The organism is Rahnella sp. PCH160, assembly GCF_047784855.1.
In the GTDB taxonomy this organism is placed as follows: domain Bacteria; phylum Pseudomonadota; class Gammaproteobacteria; order Enterobacterales; family Enterobacteriaceae; genus Rahnella.
Window position 1 is genome coordinate 179,211 of the sequence record NZ_JBLOGT010000001.1, and the last position, 20,258, is coordinate 199,468.

Here is a 20,258-nt window from a genome sequence, read left to right on the forward strand (position 1 = left end):
TTGAGTCAAAGATTGGCTGAATGAATAAAAAGTATCCCCATGTTAAGCATGGGTAAAAACGCTTAAGAATTAAACGGATATAGTTGTGAAAGACCTGGCGGGAATGTAAAACGCGACGGGGAAATTTGAGTTAGGAATAACAATTAAAAAGGGCGCGATTCGCATCGCGCCCTTAAATGTTTCTGAAATCAACAATTTGTTACTGGCCGGAACCAAACATGTCCTTGATCCAACCTGCAACACCGTTGCTGTCTTTCTTCTCATCCTGCGCCTGAGGTTGCTGGCCCTGAGGCTGTTGTTGTTGCTGCTGTTGCTGCTGCTGAATCTGCTGCTGTTGTTGCTGCTGCTGAACGGCAGACGCAGAAGCCTGGCACATGGCCTCCGGTGAATCCGTCCACACCGGAATCGAACGCGCCGCGCCACCGCCCAACATGCCGCCGCCGCCACAAACAAAGTTACCCGCGCCGTCGATATTCATCGTGCTGATACCTTCCGGCATTTGCAGATCCAGCGGCTGAGGCGTGCCGTTTTCCAGATAACGGCCATACAGCACCAGCGCACCGGTAGAACCCCACAGCTTAGACGGGCCGTTGTTATCGCGGCCAACCCAGGTGATTGCCACCTGATTGCCGTCGATACCGGCAAACCAGCTGTCACGCAGTTCGTTCGATGTCCCGGTTTTCGCGGCCAGATGCAGTTTCGGGAATTTGTTCGCCAGCGCGCGCGATGTCCCTTCCTGAACCACCTGCTGCATGGCGTACAATGTCAGATAAGCCGCCTGAGAAGGGATCACACGTACTGCCTGCGGGAAACTCTGGTACAAGACCGTGCCGTCTTCCGCAATCACCGAACGCACCGCCGACAGTGGCGCTTTGTTACCGCCGCTGGCAATGGTCTGGTATTCCTGCGCCACTTCCATCGGCGTCAGCGCGATTGCACCGAGCAACATCGACGGCGTCTGGTTCAGGGATTCTTTCGGGATCCCCAAATCAATCAGCGTTTTGGTGATGTTGTCGAGGCCCACCGCCATACCGAGGTTTACGGTCGGAACGTTCATCGAACGCGCCAGCGCATCCACCAGCAGAACCTGCCCGCGGAACTGATGGTCATCGTTTTTCGGTGACCAGATCTGGCCGTTCGCCAGTTTCAGGTTCAGCGGCTGGTCGGCAAGGATGGTGTTCAGACGGTATTTATCCGGCTGCGAAAGCGCAGTCAGATAGGTCGCCGGTTTCGCCAGAGACCCCACCTGACGGCGTGCCTGCATGGCGCGGTTGAAACCGGCAAACTGCGTATCCGCACCGCCGACCATCGCCCGCACTTCGCCGGTATAACGGTCAACCACCACCATCGCGGTTTCGATGTCGTTCAGGCCGCTTTTCTTACGCAGCAACGGAATGCCTTCTTCCACCGCTTTTTCCGCCGCATCCTGAGAAATCGGATCCAGCGTGGTGAAAATTTTCACCCCGGACATGTCCTGCACTTTATCGCCAAGCTTGGCCTGCAAGTCCTGACGCACCATCTGCATGAACGCAGGCTGCGGTGAAATCACCCCGCCTTTTGGTTGCACGCCCAGCGGACGCGCACTCAGCATGTCATACAGTTCCTGATCGATAACTTTCTGATCGACCAGCAAACGCAGCACCAGATTACGGCGTTGCAGCGCCATTGCCGGATTACGCCACGGGTTATACAGCGACGCACCTTTCACCATACCGACCAGCAATGCCTGCTGATCGAGGCTCAGTTCGTTCACCGGACGACCAAAGTAATACAGGCTCGCCAGCGGGAATCCGCGGATCTGATCGGATCCGCTCTGGCCGAGATAGACTTCGTTCAGATACAGCTCAAGGATACGATCCTTGCTGTAATCGGCGTCGAGCAGCACCGCCATCACCGCTTCACGCGCCTTACGGCTCAGCGAGCGTTCGTTGGTCAGGAACAGGTTTTTGACCAACTGCTGGGTCAGTGTAGAACCGCCCTGCACCGCGTGACCGGCCGTCAGGTTGGCTATCACCGCGCGGCCGATGGAATAGAAGTTAATCCCGTCGTGCTCATAGAAGTGGCGGTCTTCCGTTGCCAGCAAAGTATCCACCAGCAAATCCGGGAAACCTGAACGTGGGACGAACAGACGCTGTTCGCCGTTAGCATTCGACGCCTGCAACATGGTGATCAGACGCGGATCCAGGCGGAACAACCCGAAATCACGCTGATTATCCAGGTTTTTAATTTCTGACAGGCTGTTGCCGTCAAAGACCAGACGGGCATTGACCTGTCCTTCTTTGCCTTCCGGGAAATCAAACGGACGGCGCAGCAAATCAATCGTGTTCGCGCGAACCGTAAATTCACCCGGACGCGTAATACGCGTTACTTCGCGATACTGTGTGCCTTCGAGCAACCCGACCATTTCGGCTTTACTGATGGCCATATCCGGCTCAAGGTTGACCTGACGGCCATAAACCGCCGCCGGTAACTGCCAGACTTTACCGCCGTCGATGCGGCTGTGGATTTCACGGTTCAGATAGACCGCGTAAATGCCTAACAGAATGGCAAAGACGATGAACAGCTTGACCAGCAGCCAGAAAATACGGCGTTTGAGGCTCTTCTTGCCGCCTTTTTTCGCTTTGCGCGGCGGTGCTTTGCGGCTCATGCGCGATCCCCGTTCTTCTTCGTAATCATCGTCATCCTCATACTCGTCATCGAGTTCCTCTTCTTCGTATTCGTCGTAATCGTCATCCCGACGGCTGCGGCGAACCGGACGAGTCCGCGCAGGCTTGCGCCCGGCGGGTTTACCTTTACGGCCAATTGGCTCGCGATCATCGCCAGACATCAGTCATTCTCCCCACGTACTGCTGTGTTCGTCATAAAGTTATTCTGCATAATGATTCTGTTTAGCGGAGTCATTTTCATAGTCGATTCAAACGGATACTTTTTTATCCCGCAACGCGGGCAGCAAGGCGCTTACTCTGTGCCCCGCTTTGGTTAACTTCCAGAAGAAAGGTCTGAAAAAAAGCGGCCTTTCTTAAACAATTTCGTCACCACGCTTATTGCGCGGAGTACTTCTTGGTTCGCCGTGTCGGCGCGGCCTCCGCCGGGTTATCCGGCCACGGATGTTTCGGGTAACGCCCTTTCATTTCTTTCTGCACTTCACGGTACGAGCCCTGCCAGAACGCCGCGAGGTCGGCGGTGATTTGCAATGGCCGCTGCGCCGGAGACAGTAATTCCAGCACCACGTTTACACGCCCTTCGGCCACTAACGGGCTGCGTTCCTCGCCAAACATTTCCTGCATCCGCACCGAAAGCGCCGGTGGCTGGTCTGCATGATAGCGGATCGGCAGACGACTGCCAGTCGGGACGGTGTAATGCGTCGGTAAAGCGGCGTCCAGACGCTGACGCTGTTGCCAGTCACAAAGTCTTAATAAGGCATCATGTAAATCAACCTGTTGCAGTGATTTTAACGAACGCACGCCCTGTAAAGAAGGCTGTAACCAGCTTTCCAGCCCGTCGAGTAAAGTCTCGTCGTCCATCGCTGGCCAGTTGGCTTCCGGCAGCCATTTTGCCGCGCAGGTCAGTCGCAGACGCAGTTGTTCCGCCGCGACCGACCAGGTGAGCGCCTGCAAACCCTGCGAGCGGATCCAGTCAATCAGCGCCTGTTGCAGATCGGCATCTTCCGGTTTCGCCAGCGGATTCGCTTTCAGCACCAGACGCCCGATTTGCCAGCGCCGCCACGCGCGCAGCGTACCTTTTTCTTCATCCCATTCGACTGCCGTCTGTTCTTTCACAACACCCGGCAACCGCGCGGGCAGTTGGGTGATATCCAGCGAAATCGCCAGCAAAATGCGGGCATCCGGGCTGTTGTTGCCCTGCAATAATTGCGGCGCGACCAGCCACGGTGCACGGGTTAATCCGTCGTCCTGCGGCAAAGACGCGCCCAGCCCGTTCGCCAGCAGATAACGGCCATCCTCGCCGCGCCGCTGGGCAATACGGTCGCTGAAAGCCTGCGCCAGCAGCCAAGGCGCGAGAGAGGCATCGGCATCACCGCTTTTACCACCGGTGCGCTGTACCAGCTGTTTTGCGCGACGCTGCCAGTTGCCCTGCGGACGGCTGAACCAGTAATCAATATCCGGCAATCCGCCACGTGGCGGTTCTTCAAGCATGGCCGCCAGCAGCGCCGCCGTGGCCAGCGCGTCCGGGCTTTGCTGCGCCGCAGAAATCAACATCGCCGCCAGACGGGGCTCGCAACCGAGTTGCGCCATGCGCTGCCCGGCGGCGGTAAGTTTGCCCTGCGCGTCGGTCGCGCCGAGCTGATGTAAAAGGTGTTTTGCCGCCGACAGCGCCGCAATTGGCGGTATATCCAGCCACTGAAGCTGCGCCGGATCCTGACAGCCCCACTGCAACAGTTCCAGCCAGAAACTGCTCAGATCGCTTTGCAGGATTTCCGCTTCGGCCTGCGCACTGGCGCGTTCCGCCTGCTCTTTGCTGAACAGATGCCAGCACAATCCCGGCTCCAGACGCCCGGCACGGCCTGCACGCTGGGTCATGGACGCCTGACTGATGCGCTGCGTGACGAGCCGCGTCAGGCCGCTGCGCGGGTCAAACTGTGCACTGCGTTCCAGACCGCTGTCGACCACCAGCCGGATGCCTTCAATGGTCAGACTGGTTTCCGCAATATTGGTCGCCAGCACGATTTTGCGACGCCCGGCGGGTGACGGCTGAATGGCTTTTTGCTGCTGTTCTAAAGACAGCGCGCCGTACAACGGGCAGAGATCGACATCGTCTGCCACACGACCCGACAGCAGATTTTGTACGCGGGTAATTTCAGAAACGCCGGGTAAAAACAGCAGCATCGAGCCATGATTTTCACTCATCAGGCGGCTGACCACGCGGGCTACACCTTCGTCCAGCCGTTCGTGGGTGGCGAGGGAAAGATACTGCCGGTCAACCGGAAAACTACGGCCTTCGGAGACGATCACCGGCGCGTCAGGCAGCAGCGGCGATAAACGCAGATTATCGAGCGTCGCGGACATGATCAGCAGTTTCAGATCATCGCGCAGCGCATTTTGTACGTCGAGCAGCAGCGCCAGCGCCAGATCTGCCTGCAAACTGCGCTCATGGAATTCATCGAGGATCACCAGCGAAACGCCGGTCAGTTCAGGATCCGCCTGCACCATGCGGGTGAGAATGCCTTCAGTCACCACTTCAAGCCGCGTCGCCGCGCTGGTTTTGCTTTCCGCGCGCATACGGTAACCGACGGTTTGCCCCGGCGTTTCCCCCAGTTGCTGCGCAAGGCGGAAAGCGACATTTTTTGCCGCCAGACGACGCGGTTCCAGCAAGAGTATTTTCCCCGCCAGATTGCCCTGTTTGAGCAACTGCAACGGCAGCCAGGTCGATTTACCGGCACCGGTAGGCGCGAGCAGTAACACTTGCGGTGCCTGCTTAAGAGCGGCTAAAAGCGGTTCAAGTACGGCGCTGACCGGCAAAGAAGACAATGAATGCTCCAGGAGAGTTAACTTTAAACGGCGGGCATTGTAGCATTTAGCGCCAGATCCGGTATGTCGTGATTTTTTAAACCAGGAATGAATATGTCTGTCGAGCGCCGCCTGTTTTTCGCCTTAGCGTTACCTGCAAAGTTACAGAAGCAGGTGATTAAATGGCGTGCCGAGAATTTTCCGCAAGACACCGGCCGCCCCGTCACGGCGGCGAACCTGCACATTACGCTGGCGTTTCTGGGCGAAATCAGTGAACTCAAAACGGACGCGCTGACCCGCGTTGCCGGACGCCTGGAGACGCAGAAATTCAGCCTTTATCTGGATGATATCGGCCACTGGCCGGGCTCCGGCGTGGTGTGGATTGGCACGAAGCGCGCGCCCAATGGGCTGCTGCAACTGGCTTCCGTGCTGCGTTCTCACGCCGCCCGCAACGGCTGCCATCAAAGTACACAGCCGTTTCATCCGCACGTGTCGTTGTACCGCAACGCCACGCGCCCGGTGGCCATTCCACCCGCTACACCGAACTGGCAACTGGACGCCGAAGAATTCAGTCTGTACGAATCGACTTACGAAAGCGGGCGAACCCGTTACCGCTGCCTGCAAAGCTGGCCTCTGGCTGATATTCCGGCCACCTGAACCTCTTTTATACGGAAACTCTCATGCATTTCGAGCCAGCGCTTCAACCCGCTACCCTGATCAAACGTTACAAACGTTTTCTGGCCGACGTCATCACCCCCGATGGCCGGGAACTCACGCTGCACTGCGCCAACACCGGCGCTATGACCGGCTGCGCCACGCCGGGCGATACCGTCTGGTATTCCACCTCGGACAACGCGAAACGTAAATATGCCCACAGTTGGGAACTGACCGAAACGCAGCAGCATCACTGGATTTGCGTGAATACGCTGCGGGCAAATCAGCTGGTGCGCGAAGCAATAGAAGCTCAGCGCATACCGGAATTATCCGGTTACAGTAATTTATCAGCGGAAGTAAAATACGGCACCGAAAATAGCCGTATAGACTTGATGTTACAGGCAGAAAACCAGCCTGACTGCTATATTGAAGTGAAATCTGTCACGTTACTGCACGAAGGTCAGGGATTCTTCCCGGATGCAGTCACACTGCGCGGCCAGAAGCATTTACGCGAGTTACAGTCGATGGCAGAACAGGGGCAGCGAGCGGTACTTTTCTTCGCTGTTTTACATTCAGGCATTGAAAGCGTGTCTGCTGCACACCATATTGATCCCCGTTACACAGAATTGCTGACGCAGGTTCAGAAAAAAGGTGTAGAAGTGATGTGCTACGGTGCCGCACTTTCTGCTGAGGGTATCCGCCTCACAGAACGATTACCGCTGGTCACGAAATCGCTAAACGGATAAACCCAGTTCGGATAACCCTGTTATTAGCCGTCGGCGGCATAAATACAGGTCGCGAATACGCTTTTCCTCACAGGCTTGTCAAGCACCTGTCAGGAATAATTGCCAACTTCGTTGCCTTCTGTTATTTATAGCGGCCTGATTTTTTCCCCCGTTGGGGATCGAAATGTTCGAAACCTTTTATTTGCAGAAAATCTGTAAACATTAAGGTGGATGAACATAGTGCGTGTTATGTAGGAGAAGCATCATGCAAGAAGGCCAAACCCGTAAGACGTCGTCCTTGAGCATTCTCGCTATCGCTGGGGTGCAGCCGTATCAAGAGAAGCCGGGCGAAGAGTACATGAACGACGCTCAGCTGGCTCACTTCAAAAAAATTCTTGAAGCATGGCGCAATCAGCTCAGGGATGAAGTAGATCGTACCGTTACACACATGCAGGATGAAGCTGCAAACTTCCCTGATCCGGTTGACCGTGCCGCTCAGGAAGAAGAATTCAGCCTCGAACTGCGTAACCGTGACCGTGAACGTAAGCTGATCAAAAAGATTGAAAAAACACTGAAAAAAGTGGAAGACGAGGATTTCGGTTATTGCGATTCCTGTGGCGTTGAGATCGGCATCCGCCGTCTTGAAGCTCGTCCGACCGCTGACTTGTGTATCGACTGTAAGACTCTGGCTGAAATCCGCGAAAAGCAGATGGCTGGCTAAGTCCCGGGTTCCACGCGGTGCGTCATGCACCGCGTTCCCTTTAAAAGCACGCCCATTCTTATGCCACAAAATCAATACACAGGCCGTTTCGCGCCTTCACCTTCCGGTGACCTCCATTTTGGTTCGCTGATTGCCGCACTCGGCAGTTATCTGCATGCCCGTTCACAAGACGGTCAATGGCGGGTACGCATTGACGATATCGATCCGCCGCGTGAAATTCCCGGTTCTGCTGACCGGATTCTGACCACGCTCGAACGCTATGGTCTGGAATGGGACGGCGACGTCGTCTGGCAATCCAAACGTCATGACGCCTACCGCGAAGTGCTGGACTGGCTGTATCAGCAACGCAAAAGCTATTACTGCACCTGCACACGTCAGCGCATTGCGCAAACCGGCGGCGTTTACGACGGTCACTGCCGGAACCTGAATTCAGGCGCAGAAAATGCGGCAATTCGTCTGCATCAGACATTACCGGTTTACGGTTTTGATGACGATTTTCAGGGGCACTTGCAGGCCGACAAACATCTGGCTGAAGAAGATTTTATTATCCGCCGCCGCGACGGGCTGTTTGCCTATAATCTGGCGGTGGTCATCGATGACCATTTTCAGGGCGTAAATCATATTGTGCGCGGAGCCGATCTCATCGAGCCGACCGTACGCCAGATTTCGCTTTACCAACATCTGGGCTATCCGCAACCGGGATATCTGCATTTGCCACTGGCACGCAATGAAAATGGCGACAAGCTATCCAAACAGAATCACGCACCGGCGCTGCCTGAAGGCGATCCGCGGCCGGTTATCATTAACGCACTGAAATTTTTAGGCCAAACGCTGCCGGAAAACTGGCAGGATTACACTTTGCCTTTATTATTACGCTGGGCGACAACGCACTGGACGCCCTCTGAGATACCGCGTCAGGGCGCTTAATCACCGCTGAACTGACATCGGCATTCTCAAAATGGCGATCGTGAGCTATGATTAGCCGCTGTTTTTGCGTCACGCCAATTTTTTCAGTCACTATCGAGGTGTACCATTTTTACCCGAGTAGCCAATTTTTGCCGTAAGGTGCTGGTCCGTGAAGATAAAGTCGTTCGTGAAGAAAAGGCTCTTCATGACGAAGCCACACTTCATGGAGAAGCTAATCGCGAGGACAATTCCCGTCGCGATCCGTCTCCTGTGGCTGAAAACACTGTGAAAGCAAACAATCCTGAACGTCGTGACAACGAGCAACGCCGCGAAAATCGTGGCCGTCGGGAAGACAACGCAAACCGGGGCGACCGTCGTAACAACAACAACCGTCGCTCAACGCCTTATCAGCCGCGTGGCGAACGTAACGACAATCGCGGTGAGCGTAATGACAACCGGGGTGAACGCAATGAACAACGCGCTCCGCGTGCTGAACACGTTCAGAAACCGCGTCCGTCATTCGATTACGCGGGCGAAACCCGTGCAATCACCATTATTCCCCGCGATGAGCACAATATTTCCCGTCGCGATATCAGCGAAAACGCCCTGAAAGTCCTGTACCGCCTGAATAAGTCTGGCTATGAAGCCTTCCTGGTGGGCGGTGGCGTGCGCGATTTGCTGCTGGATAAAAAGCCAAAAGATTTCGATATCACGACCAACGCGACCCCCGACCAGGTGCGGAAGCTTTTCCGTAACTGCCGTCTGGTTGGCCGCCGTTTCCGTCTGGCACACGTCATGTTTGGCCCGGAAATCATCGAGGTCGCCACGTTCCGTGGTCATCACGAACAGTACGAAGAAACCGACGATAAAAACGTTTCACAGCAGGCCCAGAACGGTATGCTGCTGCGCGACAATATCTTCGGCACGATTGAAGACGACGCCCAGCGCCGCGACTTCACCATCAACAGCCTGTACTACGGCGTTGCCGATTTCACGGTTCGCGATTACACCGGCGGCCTGCGTGATCTGGAAAATGGCATTATCCGCCTGATTGGTGATCCGGAAACCCGATACCGTGAAGATCCGGTGCGTATGCTGCGCGCAGTGCGTTTCGCGGCGAAACTGGACATGAAAATCAGCCCGGAAACTGCCGAGCCAATCCCACGTCTGGCGACCCTGTTACAGGAAATTCCGCCAGCGCGTCTGTTTGAAGAGTCGTTGAAGCTTTTGCAGGCCGGTTACGGTTATGAGACCTATAAAAAGCTTTGCGAATACCAGCTGTTCCAGCCGTTGTTCCCGCTGATTGCCCGCCAGTTTACTGAGCAAGGCGACAGCCCGATGGAACACATTCTGTCGCAGGTTCTGAAAAATACCGACTACCGTTTGCAAAACGATCAGCGCGTCAATCCGGCGTTCCTGTTCGCGGCTATGTTGTGGTATCCGGTGATTGAACATGCGCAGAAACTGGCGCAGGAAGGCGGTCTGACGTATTACGACGCCTTCGCGCTGGCCATGAACGATGTGCTTGATGAACAATGTCGCACGCTGGCGATCCCGAAACGGATTACCACGCTGGTGCGTGATATCTGGGCATTGCAGTTACGTCTGTCGCGCCGTCAGGGCAAACGTGCACATAAGCTGATGGAACATCCTAAGTTCCGCGCCGCTTACGATTTACTGGTTCTGCGTGCTGAAGTTGAACAACATCGCGAACTGCAAAGTCTGGCGCAGTGGTGGGGAGAATTCCAGGAAGCCACGCCGGCCTCGCAGAAAACCATGCTCGGTACGCTGGGTGATGATGCTGTCCCGGCACGCCGGGCGCGTACCCGCCGTCCCCGCAAACGGGCTCCGCGCAAGGATGGCGGTCAATGATCCGCGTTTACCTGGCTCTGGGCAGTAATCTTGCCCGTCCTATTGACCAGGTAAATTGCGCGCTGGAGGCGCTGGCACATTTGCCGCGCACCCGTTTTGTCGCCGCGTCACCGTTTTACCGCAGTAAACCGCTGGGGCCGCAGGATCAACCCGATTATCTGAACGCCGTCGTGGCGCTCGATACACTGTTGCCACCGGAACAATTGCTCGATTGCACTCAGGCCATCGAGCAAAATCAGGGACGTGTCCGCAAAGCCGAACGCTGGGGCCCGCGGACATTGGATCTTGATATGCTGATTTATGGCGATCGGGTGATCAGCACTGAGCGTCTGACCGTGCCACATTACGACATGAAGAACCGCGAGTTTATGCTGTATCCGCTGGCGGATCTGGCGCCGGGGCTGGTGTTCCCGGATGGCGAAACGCTGCAAAATGTACTGGCACGCGTACCGCTTAATGACCTGACCAAATGGTAAGTCGCTCAGCGGCTTACCCGCACTTCCACTCCCCCTTCAGCCCTGTTCCGGTAAACCACACGCAACTGATGTAACTGTGCGATCCTCTGTACGATCGAAATCCCCAGGCCGCTGCCAGTTTGCTCCTGACCCGGTGGCCGGTAAAAACGTTCGCCCAGACGCGCAAGATGTTCTTCCGTGATCCCCGGCCCCTGATCCTCGACCGTTAATCCCTGCACATTCAGCGTCACCGACACGGTGGTTTCCGCCGGAGAATAGCGAATCGCGTTATCCAGCAAGTTTCTCACCATCAGCGAAAGTAAAAGCGATTGCCCGCGCATTGGCGGCGGCGTGCCCTGCTCTTCAAAACGTAATTCGATACCTTTGCTGTGCGCGCGATAATCCTGTTCGGCCAGATTTTGTGCCAGCAGCGAAGGCCAGTCGATAACCTCCAGTTCTTCCGGTGCCGAAAAACTTTCCAGCCGCGAAAGCGTCAGCAGCTGATCCACCAGCCGCGTGGCGCGATCGATACTGGTGGTCAGATTTTCCAGCGCATGTTCGCGCATTTCGGCGTCGTCACCGGAAAGCTGCACCACTTCGGTTTGCACGCGTAATGCGGCCAGCGGGCTGCGTAACTCATGCGCCGCATCGGAGGTAAACCGGCGTTCGCGAACCAGCATTTCACTGGTACGGTCGAACAAAGAATTCAGCGCGTTCGCCAGCGGCAACACTTCACCGGGAAGACGATCGGTGACAATCGGCGTCGCATCTTCCGGCGATCGCTGACGCAGCCCTTCCGCCACGCGGCGCAGCGGACGAAGCTCCAGCGTCACCATCACAATCAGCGCCAGCAGCAACACCGGCAACGAGGCCAGCCAGGGCGTCAGTTGCCCGCTGACTAAACTCCAGGCCATATCGTTGCGGTAATCGTATTCCTGCCCGACGGCCACACGGTATTGCCCGTCCGGCGAGGTCAGCCAGACCATACGCCAGTCATCGTGGTCGCCCTTCAGTTCCTCATCTTTAAAGCCCTGCGTGTTGCCGTCAAAGCGGATGCGTTTGCCGTTTTCGCCGTCGTTGAGCAGCATGTCGCCATGCTGATTAAAAATAGCAAACGTCAGCGCATCGTCATCGGTATGGCCGCGCGAGCCTTTGCGCACCATCTTTTTGGTGTCCGGCAACTCAGCGTCTTTTTGCATATTCAGCCGGTCGCCCAGCCCGGTGGCGGCCAGACGTTTAGCGAACAACATCTGTTGCGTATCAAACACTTCATTGATGTGTTTACGGGTCTGATGCCACGCCACGCCGCTGGCGATCAGCCACGTCATCAGCGCCAGCACGGTAAACAGCAGGATCAGCCGGAGGCGCAGACTCAGGTTTTTCAGCTCCTTCACGCGTTCTCCCCGGACGGCACATCGCCCAGCGTATAACCCACGCCGTGAACGGTGCGGATAAAACTTTTGCCGAGTTTGCTGCGAAGATGATGGATATGGACCTCAACCGCGTTGCTGCTGACCTCGTCGTCCCAGCTGTACAGTTTTTCCTGAATCAGCGTGCGCGCCAGTACGCGGCCTTTGTTATTGAGAAACAGTTCCAGCACCGCCACTTCACGCGGCGTGAGCGTTACGGTTTCGCCGTTAAGCGTGACGCTGCGGGCGGCGGGGTCGAATTCCACCGCGCCGTGCGTCACTTTCGGTGTCACCACGCCATGACGACGGCGGATCAGCGCCTGCAAACGCGCGGCCACTTCCACCAGCGCAAACGGCTTGCACAGATAATCATCCGCCCCGGCCTGCAACCCGCCGACACGCTGTTCAAGCGCATCGCGCGCCGTGAGGATCAGCACCGGCGTGTCGCGACCGGCCTTGCGCCATTCGCGCAGCAGATCCATGCCGTCCATTCCCGGCAGGCTTAAATCGAGGATCACCGCATCGTACGGCGCACTGTCGAGTGCGGCTTTGCCGGTCAGCCCGTCGGTAAACCAGTCGAGCGTAAATCCCAGTTTTGTCAGCCCGGCTTTGATGCCGTCGCCAATCATTTTGTCGTCTTCAACCAATAAAATTCGCATGGTTCCCTCCGTTTTTTTCATTATAGGCGAAGCTTCTTAATCACTTCTTAAGATCGGGATCATGGAGTCGTTGCTGATCTTGCTGTCTGCATTTCGGCTCATACAGTAGAATATGGGCATCATATTCATCCGATGAATTGTTCAAAGGAAAGTGTTCATGAAACCAACAACGCTGAGCCAGCTTCGCCAATGGAAGCAGGAAAAACACAAATTTGCGACCATTACCGCCTATGACGCCAGCTTTGCACAGCTGTTTGCTGAGCAGGGTATCACCGTTATGCTGATTGGTGATTCACTCGGGATGGTCGTTCAGGGGCAGGATTCCACCCTGCCAGTGACGGTTGAAGAAATTGCTTACCATACGCGCTGCGTGCGCCGTGGTGCGCCTCAGGCCTTATTGCTGGCTGACCTGCCGTTCATGAGTTACGCCACCCCGGAGCAGGCGTTTGAAAGCGCGGCAATCCTGATGCGTGCCGGTGGCAATATGGTGAAACTCGAAGGCGGCAGCTGGCTGTACGATACCGTCAGAATGCTGACCGAGCGCGCCGTGCCGGTCTGCGGCCATCTCGGCCTGACGCCGCAGTCCGTGAACATTTTTGGTGGCTACAAAGTGCAGGGGCGTGATGAAGTAGCCGCTAACCAGCTGATCAAAGATGCACTGATGCTCGAAGAAGCCGGTGCGCAGTTGCTGGTGCTGGAATGTGTGCCGGTGGAACTGGCGCGCCGCGTGACCGAAGAACTGACCATTCCGGTGATCGGCATTGGTGCCGGTAACGTGACCGACGGACAGATTCTGGTGATGCATGACGCGTTCGGTATTACCGGCGGCCATACACCAAAATTCGCCAAAGACTTCCTGGCCGAAGCGGGTGATATGCGCAGCGCAGTGCGTTTGTATATCGATCAGGTCGCACAGGGCGTGTATCCGGGCGAAGAGCATTCCTTTAAATAATCGGGAGAAGAAGTGTGCTGATAATTGACAGCGTGGCGCTGCTGCGTCGCGAAATCCGCGATTTCCGCAAGAATAACAAACGTATTGCCCTGGTGCCGACCATGGGGAATTTGCACGAAGGCCACATGACACTGGTGGATGAAGCGAAAGCGCGCGGCGACGTGGTGGTGGTCAGTATTTTTGTGAATCCGATGCAGTTCGAACGCCCGGACGATCTCGAACGTTACCCGCGCACCTTGCAGGAAGACTGTGAAAAGCTGAACAAACGCGGCGTGGATCTGGTGTTTGCCCCGTCTCCGGCGGAGATTTATCCGAAAGGCCTGACGACGCAAACGCAGGTCGATGTGCCGGTGATTTCCACCATTCTGGAAGGCGCGAGCCGTCCGGGGCATTTCCGTGGCGTATCGACGATTGTCAGCAAATTGTTCAATCTGGTGCAGCCGCAGGTGGCCTGTTTCGGTCAGAAAGATTTCCAGCAACTGGCGCTGCTGCGCACGATGGTGGAAGACATGGGCTATGACATTGAAATTATTGGCGTACCGATTGTGCGCGCCAAAGACGGTCTGGCGCTGAGTTCGCGCAATGGTTATCTGACCTCCGAAGAGCGTAAAATAGCGCCACTGCTGAACAAGATCATGAATTCTCTGGCGGAGCGTCTGAGCCAGGGCGAGCGTCACGTTGAAGAGATGTTGCAGGAAACCGCGCAACAGCTGCGTGAAGCCAGATTTACGCCAGATGAATTGTTTATTCGTGATGCCAAAACTTTACAGGAATTGTCCGTCGACAGCACGTCTGCGGTGATCCTGATGGCGGCATGGTTAGGGAAAGCCCGGCTGATTGATAATCAAGAGGTTGATCTGACGCAGTAGACAGCGCAGCCCAAATCGGCAACTATGTTGGCCGCCGGAAATATCGGAATTTTATTATCTCCGCCCGGCGGGTTCCCTGATTTTTTACGCAAGTAAGGTATATGTGATGATCCGCACTATGCTGCAAGGCAAACTGCACCGGGTTCACGTGACTCAGGCAGATTTGCACTACGAAGGTTCCTGCGCCATCGACCAGGACTTTCTCGATGCTTCAGGCATTTTAGAGTACGAAGCGATTGATATTTATAACGTTGATAACGGTCAGCGTTTCTCAACTTACGCCATCGCGGCGGAACGCGGTTCGCGTATTATTTCGGTTAACGGCGCGGCAGCGCGCTGCGCCTGTGTCGGCGATCTGCTGATCATCTGCTCTTACGTGCAGATGTCTGACGCTGATGCCCGCCAGCACAAACCGAAAGTGGCTTATTTTGAAGGTGAAAACCAGCTGAAACGCACCGCGAAAGCCGTGCCGGTTCAGGTGGCTTGAGCCCGAATCTGGCAAAAAAAACGGGGCATGGATTGCCCCGTTTTTCATTTTATAATCCTAACGGCATTAACTACGTAAACCACGCCCGCGCTCAATCAAGTACCACGCCAGCAGATAAAACGCCGCAATAAACGCCACCAGCACGCTCATTGTGAAGATCAGCGGAACATCACTGATCCCCAGGAATCCGTAGCGGAAACCGCTGATCATGTAGACGATCGGGTTCAGCTTGGAAATCGCCTGCCAGATGGGCGGCAGCAGCGACAGCGAGTAAAACACGCCGCCCAGATACGTCAGCGGCGTCAGCACGAAGGTCGGGATCAGGCTGATATCATCGAACGTGGTGGCAAACACCGCATTCAGCAGGCCGCCCAGTGAGAAAAGGATCGCCGTCAGCAGCAGCGTCAGCGCAATCACCCACCAGGAATGGATCACCAGCGGCACGAAGAACAGCGAAATCGCCGTGACCAGGATCCCCACGCAGATCCCTCGCGCCACGCCGCCGCCAACATAACCGGCGATCACGACGTGCGTAGGTACCGGCGCAACCAGCAGCTCTTCAATATTGCGCTGGAATTTCGCGCTGAAGAACGACGACGCCACGTTGGCGTAAGAGTTGGTGATCACCGCCATCATGATCAGACCCGGCACGATGAACTGCATGTAAGTAAAACCGTGCATGCTGCCGATTTGCGAACCGATCAGATTACCGAAGATGATGAAATAAAGCGTCATGGTGATCACCGGCGGAACCAGCGTTTGGATCCAGATACGGCCAAACCGGTTGATCTCTTTCATCCAGATACTTTTAAGTGCGATCCAATACAGTTGCGACATTATTTCTTTTCCCCGCTGCCGTTCACCAGCGTGACAAACAGCTCTTCCAGACGGTTGGCTTTGTTACGCATACTCAATACCTGCACGCCCTGCTTGCTCAGCTGGCTGAACAGGGAGTTCAGACCCTGCTCGCGCATGACTTCCACTTCCAGCGTCGACGTATCCGTCAGCTGACTGCGGTAACCCTCCAGCACCGGCAGCGGGTTTTTCGCCCCTAAATCCAGAATAAAGGTTTCGGATTTCAGCTTGGAGAGCAATTCCTTCATGCTGGTGTTTTCCACCAGCTGACCGCCCTGAATAATGCCGATGTTGCGGCACAGCATTTCGGCTTCTTCCAGATAGTGCGTAGTCAGAATAATGGTCGTACCCTGCGCATTCAGCTCTTTCAGGAAGCCCCACATCGAGCGGCGCAGTTCGATATCCACCCCGGCAGTGGGTTCGTCGAGGATCAGCAGTTTCGGCTCATGCATCAGCGCGCGGGCAATCATCAGACGACGCTTCATGCCGCCGGAAAGCATGCGGGAACGCTCATTGCGCTTACCCCATAAATCCAGCTGGGTCAGATACTTTTCCGCACGCTCAAGCGCCAGCGGACGGGGCACGCCGTAGTAACCGGCCTGGTTGACGACAACCTGCATCACGGTTTCAAACGGGTTGAAGTTAAATTCCTGCGGCACCAGCCCGAGCTGACGTTTAGCGTTGACGATATCTTTGTCGATGTCATAACCAAACACCCGCACTTTACCGGCGGTTTTGTTCACCAGTGAGCTGATGATACCAATGGTAGTCGATTTACCCGCACCGTTAGGCCCCAGCAGGGCATAAAAATCGCCGGCTTCGACGCGCAGATCGATACCGCGCAAAGCCTGTACACCACCGGCGTAAGTTTTCGTTAACTTTTCCAGTTCCAATGCATAATTCATAAAAGGACGTACCTTGTTGTGAAAACCCTGTTGTAGGAATGAGTAAGAGGAGATGTTGAATCAGTTTTAAAAGACGGAGCATTGCCCTATATTACTCCATCGCAGTTGGCTCGTTACAGGCTATTAACCTCAATGAATGATATAGAAAAGCTCATCCGTAATAACGCCAACTGGTCCAAGACCATGATCGACGAAGATCCTGGCTTCTTCGAACGACTCTCCCAATCTCAAAAACCCCGTTTTCTGTGGATCGGTTGTTCTGACAGTCGTGTTCCCGCAGAGCAACTGACCGGGCTTGAACCGGGCGAACTGTTTGTTCACCGTAACGTCGCCAACCTGGTCATCCATACTGATCTCAACTGCCTGTCCGTTGTGCAATATGCAATCGACGTACTGGAAGTGGAACACGTCATCATTTGCGGTCACTATGGTTGCGGTGGCGTACAGGCAGCGGTTGAAAACCCAGAACTGGGTTTGATTAATAACTGGTTATTGCATATCCGGGATATCTGGTACAAACACAGTTCCCTGCTGGGCGAACTGTCACCCAATCAGCGTCTCGATAAATTGTGCGAACTGAACGTGGTGGAACAAGTTTACAACCTCGGCCACTCCACCGTGATGCAATCGGCCTGGAAACGCGGCCAGAAAGTCACGCTGCACGGCTGGGTTTACGGCATTCAGGACGGACGACTGCGCAATCTCGAAGTCGACGCCACCAGCCGCGAAACGCTGGAACAGCGCTACCGTCAGGGCGTCTCCGCCTTACTGAACGGCAACCCGCAATAACAAACCGCCCCCACTCTACAGAAAATAAAAAAACAAAAGGCACAAAAATGTGCCTTTTTTAGTGCTTTTTTCTGTACCCACTGACTTCAGAAAATGTCTGAAGCGGATAGCTTGTTTCTATTCGTCCAGCATAACCACTTTGCCGACGTACGGCAGGTGACGATAGCGCTGGGCGTAGTCGATGCCGAAACCGACGACGAATTCGTCCGGGATCGCAAAACCGACGTATTCCACTTTAACTTCGACTTCACGGCGCTCTGGCTTATCGAGCAGGGTACAAATCGCGAGTGATTTCGGGCCGCGCAGTTGCAGGAGTTCGCGCACTTTGCTCAGTGTGTTGCCGGAGTCAATGATGTCTTCGACGATCAGAACGTCTTTGCCGCGAATGTCTTCGTCGAGATCTTTCAGGATTTTGACGTCACGGGTGGTGGACATGCCGTTGCCGTAGCTCGATGCGGTCATGAAATCGACTTCATGCGGCACATCAATGGCGCGGCACAAATCGGCCATGAACATAAACGAACCGCGCAGCAGCCCGACCAGTACCATTTCGCTGCCGCTGTCACGGTAGTCGTCGGTGATTTTACGGCCCAGCTCTTCAATTCGGGTTTTAATTTCCTGTTCGGAAATCATGACATCAACGCGATGTTTCATATAAAGACTAACCACCTGATTTAAGAATATTTATCGCCGTTTTCAGAAAGAACGGCGACCATATAGTGGAAAGGATTATATCAAAGAACCCGGCGATGAGTAACGCCGGAGTCAGCCGATACCGGCCTGGTGCAGATCATGCAGGTTGATAGCGCCCACCAGAATGCCTTCGCTGTCGACCACCGGCGCAGCGCTGATGTGCTGCTGATGCAGAGCTTCCAGCGCTTCACCCGCCCGCCATTGGGCAGGAAGCTGATACCCCGGACGGCTCATCGCGCCCACCAGCGGATCGTTGAGGCTGTGCCCTTTCACCAGCCAGCGGCGTAAATCACCGTCGGTGAAAACGCCCACGACATGCAGGCTGGCATCGCAGACTGCAATCAGCCCCAGCCCCGTGCGGCTCAGTTCCAGCATGGCATCCATGACATTTTTCTGGCTGTCGACAACAGGCAAACGATCGCCGGTGCGCATCAGGTTATGGACGCGGTTGAGCAACCTTGCGCCCAGACTGCCGCCCGGGTGTGAGCGCGCGAAATCTTCAGCGCCGAAACCACGGTGGCGCATCAGTGCCATCGCCAGCGCATCACCCATCATCAGCGTATTTACGGCGCTTGACGTCGGCGCAAGCCCCATCGGGCAAGCCTCGCGCTCCACACTGATGTCGAGCACACAATCTGCCGCCAGCGCCAGCGGGGAATCTTTCCCGCCGGTGATGGCGACCAGGCGCGTCTGGTTTTCTTTCAGCAGGGACAAAATGATTTCCAGCTCTTTTGCACGGCCGGAATAGGAGATGAAGATCAGCACATCGTTACTGCCGATCATCCCCAGATCGCCGTGCAGGGCTTCAGCGGGATGCACAAAGAAGGCTGGCGTTCCCGTGCTGGCCAGCGATGCGGCGATTTTCTTGCCGATATGGCCGGATTTGCCCATGCCGGAAACCACCGCTTTGCCGGTGCAGTTCAGCAACAGCCGGCACGCGCAGAGGAAGTTATCGTCGAGGCGGGTGAGTAACCGTTGCGCTTCTTCAATCTCAATTTCCAGCGTTTCGCGTGCGTAGTTCAGTAATGAATCATTCATCGTCTTCCCCGACTAAAATAATGCGGATCCCCAGTTTTTCGATGACCTCACGATAGGGAGCGGTTAACCCGCTGTCCGTGATCAACGTATCGACTTTGCCCAAATTACAGACCACATTCGGGCTTTTACGGCCAAATTTTGAGGAATCCACCAGCAGGAAAATACGTTCGGCGGCATTGCACATCGCCTGGCTGACGCCGTGAACTTCGTTGAACGTGGTAACACCGCCGTTCAGATCGACGCCATCCGCGCCGATAAACAGTTTGTCGAAATTAAACTGATCAAAAGCGCTTTCCGCCAGACTGCCATGGAAAGAAGAGGATTTTTTACGGTAGGTCCCGCCCGGCATCAGAATGGTTTGATCGTTATCGAGTTCCACCAGCGCATTGACGATATGCAGGCTGTTGGTCATGACGGTGATGTTATTGAACTGGCTGAGGAAAGGCACCATCTGCATGACCGTGCTGCCTGCGTCGAAAATCAGGGAGTCGCCGTCCTGAATTTCGTTAATCGCGGCGCGGGCAATCCGCAACTTTTTACCGGTATTAATGTGTGTTTTACGGTCGATAGGCTGGTCGCCTTCTTCGCGGCTCAGCACCACACCGCCATAGGTGCGGATCACGGCACCTTCTTCTTCCAGCAGCGTGAGATCTTTTCGAATGGTGGTGCCGGTGGTGGCGAAATGTGCTGCCAGATCTTCCACCGCCGTCTTACCAAATTGTTGCAAATGCTCCAGTATCGCCGCCTGCCGTTGCTTAGGTTTCATCACGATTTCCGCTCAAATTTTCAGATAAATTCACTCGC

19 protein-coding genes are annotated in these 20,258 nt (G+C 55.4%); 10 read left to right on the plus strand and 9 right to left on the minus strand.

Annotated features, from left to right (window positions below; all coding sequences use genetic code 11):
• Window positions 1–199 precede the first annotated feature (199 nt).
• Both mrcB and hrpB read right to left on the minus strand, forming a co-directional pair.
• Window positions 200–2,827 (minus strand): bifunctional glycosyl transferase/transpeptidase, encoded by a 2,628-nt coding sequence (gene mrcB / locus ACM5QY_RS00840; protein WP_416118830.1) that lies wholly within the window; start codon window positions 2,825–2,827, stop codon window positions 200–202.
• A 214-nt stretch (window positions 2,828–3,041) separates the two neighbouring features.
• Window positions 3,042–5,486 (minus strand): ATP-dependent helicase HrpB, encoded by a 2,445-nt coding sequence (gene hrpB / locus ACM5QY_RS00845; RefSeq protein WP_416118831.1) that lies wholly within the window; start codon window positions 5,484–5,486, stop codon window positions 3,042–3,044.
• Window positions 5,487–5,579: 93 nt separating this feature from the next.
• Between hrpB and thpR the strand changes: the two genes are divergently transcribed.
• The 6 genes from thpR (at window position 5,580) to folK (ending at window position 10,819) form a co-directional block, all read left to right on the plus strand.
• Window positions 5,580–6,122: an RNA 2',3'-cyclic phosphodiesterase gene (gene thpR, locus ACM5QY_RS00850; protein WP_416118832.1), complete on the plus strand. Its 543-nt coding sequence runs from the start codon at window positions 5,580–5,582 to the stop codon at window positions 6,120–6,122.
• 23 nt (window positions 6,123–6,145) lie between these two features.
• Complete coding sequence (gene sfsA, locus ACM5QY_RS00855; RefSeq protein ID WP_416118833.1) at window positions 6,146–6,865, plus strand: DNA/RNA nuclease SfsA; 720 nt, start codon at window positions 6,146–6,148, stop codon at window positions 6,863–6,865.
• A gap of 244 nt (window positions 6,866–7,109) precedes the next feature.
• Complete coding sequence (gene dksA / locus ACM5QY_RS00860; RefSeq protein WP_095924702.1) at window positions 7,110–7,565, plus strand: RNA polymerase-binding protein DksA; 456 nt, start codon at window positions 7,110–7,112, stop codon at window positions 7,563–7,565.
• A 60-nt stretch (window positions 7,566–7,625) separates the two neighbouring features.
• Complete coding sequence (gluQRS, locus tag ACM5QY_RS00865; RefSeq protein WP_416118834.1) at window positions 7,626–8,492, plus strand: tRNA glutamyl-Q(34) synthetase GluQRS; 867 nt, start codon at window positions 7,626–7,628, stop codon at window positions 8,490–8,492.
• 525 nt (window positions 8,493–9,017) lie between these two features.
• A complete protein-coding gene (gene pcnB / locus ACM5QY_RS00870; protein ID WP_416122794.1) occupies window positions 9,018–10,343 on the plus strand; it encodes a polynucleotide adenylyltransferase PcnB in 1,326 nt (441 codons plus the stop codon).
• Window positions 10,340–10,819 (plus strand): 2-amino-4-hydroxy-6-hydroxymethyldihydropteridine diphosphokinase, encoded by a 480-nt coding sequence (gene folK / locus ACM5QY_RS00875; RefSeq protein WP_416118835.1) that lies wholly within the window; start codon window positions 10,340–10,342, stop codon window positions 10,817–10,819. The genes pcnB and folK overlap by 4 nt, the downstream gene beginning before the upstream one ends.
• 5 nt (window positions 10,820–10,824) lie before the next feature.
• Here folK and qseC read toward each other — a convergent pair whose 3' ends face one another.
• The gene (gene qseC, locus ACM5QY_RS00880; RefSeq protein ID WP_416122795.1) at window positions 10,825–12,183 is read right to left on the minus strand and encodes a quorum sensing histidine kinase QseC; all 1,359 of its coding nucleotides are present in this window, start codon (window positions 12,181–12,183) and stop codon (window positions 10,825–10,827) included.
• Window positions 12,184–12,188: 5 nt separating this feature from the next.
• The gene (gene qseB, locus ACM5QY_RS00885) at window positions 12,189–12,866 is read right to left on the minus strand and encodes a quorum sensing response regulator transcription factor QseB (RefSeq protein WP_416118836.1); all 678 of its coding nucleotides are present in this window, start codon (window positions 12,864–12,866) and stop codon (window positions 12,189–12,191) included.
• Between the two features lie 157 nt (window positions 12,867–13,023).
• Between qseB and panB the strand changes: the two genes are divergently transcribed.
• The 3 genes from panB to panD all read left to right on the plus strand — a co-directional run bounded on the left by panB (window position 13,024) and on the right by panD (window position 15,174).
• Entirely contained in the window at window positions 13,024–13,818 is a 795-nt protein-coding gene (gene panB / locus ACM5QY_RS00890) for a 3-methyl-2-oxobutanoate hydroxymethyltransferase (protein WP_416118837.1), read from the plus strand.
• Between the two features lie 14 nt (window positions 13,819–13,832).
• Window positions 13,833–14,687: a pantoate--beta-alanine ligase gene (panC, locus tag ACM5QY_RS00895; RefSeq protein ID WP_416118838.1), complete on the plus strand. Its 855-nt coding sequence runs from the start codon at window positions 13,833–13,835 to the stop codon at window positions 14,685–14,687.
• A gap of 106 nt (window positions 14,688–14,793) precedes the next feature.
• Window positions 14,794–15,174 carry an aspartate 1-decarboxylase gene (gene panD, locus ACM5QY_RS00900; RefSeq protein ID WP_101075221.1) on the plus strand — a complete coding sequence of 127 codons (381 nt, stop codon included), beginning with the start codon at window positions 14,794–14,796 and terminating at the stop codon, window positions 15,172–15,174.
• 66 nt (window positions 15,175–15,240) lie between these two features.
• On the opposite strand, the gene ACM5QY_RS00905 is transcribed toward panD, so the two are convergent.
• Both ACM5QY_RS00905 and ACM5QY_RS00910 read right to left on the minus strand, forming a co-directional pair.
• Window positions 15,241–16,011: an ABC transporter permease gene (locus tag ACM5QY_RS00905; protein WP_104923293.1), complete on the minus strand. Its 771-nt coding sequence runs from the start codon at window positions 16,009–16,011 to the stop codon at window positions 15,241–15,243.
• Window positions 16,011–16,934 (minus strand): ABC transporter ATP-binding protein, encoded by a 924-nt coding sequence (locus ACM5QY_RS00910; protein WP_416118839.1) that lies wholly within the window; start codon window positions 16,932–16,934, stop codon window positions 16,011–16,013. The genes ACM5QY_RS00905 and ACM5QY_RS00910 overlap by 1 nt, the downstream gene beginning before the upstream one ends.
• Window positions 16,935–17,066: 132 nt before the next feature.
• Between ACM5QY_RS00910 and can the strand changes: the two genes are divergently transcribed.
• A complete protein-coding gene (gene can, locus ACM5QY_RS00915) occupies window positions 17,067–17,723 on the plus strand; it encodes a carbonate dehydratase (protein ID WP_104923295.1) in 657 nt (218 codons plus the stop codon).
• Window positions 17,724–17,840: 117 nt separating this feature from the next.
• On the opposite strand, the gene hpt is transcribed toward can, so the two are convergent.
• The 3 genes from hpt to srlR form a co-directional block, all read right to left on the minus strand.
• Window positions 17,841–18,377 carry a hypoxanthine phosphoribosyltransferase gene (gene hpt, locus ACM5QY_RS00920; protein ID WP_416118840.1) on the minus strand — a complete coding sequence of 179 codons (537 nt, stop codon included), beginning with the start codon at window positions 18,375–18,377 and terminating at the stop codon, window positions 17,841–17,843.
• 111 nt (window positions 18,378–18,488) lie between these two features.
• Window positions 18,489–19,454 (minus strand): arabinose-5-phosphate isomerase GutQ, encoded by a 966-nt coding sequence (gene gutQ, locus ACM5QY_RS00925; RefSeq protein ID WP_416118841.1) that lies wholly within the window; start codon window positions 19,452–19,454, stop codon window positions 18,489–18,491.
• Window positions 19,447–20,220 carry a glucitol operon DNA-binding transcriptional repressor SrlR gene (gene srlR, locus ACM5QY_RS00930; RefSeq protein WP_416118842.1) on the minus strand — a complete coding sequence of 258 codons (774 nt, stop codon included), beginning with the start codon at window positions 20,218–20,220 and terminating at the stop codon, window positions 19,447–19,449. Before srlR ends, gutQ begins: the two co-directional genes overlap by 8 nt.
• Window positions 20,221–20,258: the final 38 nt, after the last annotated feature.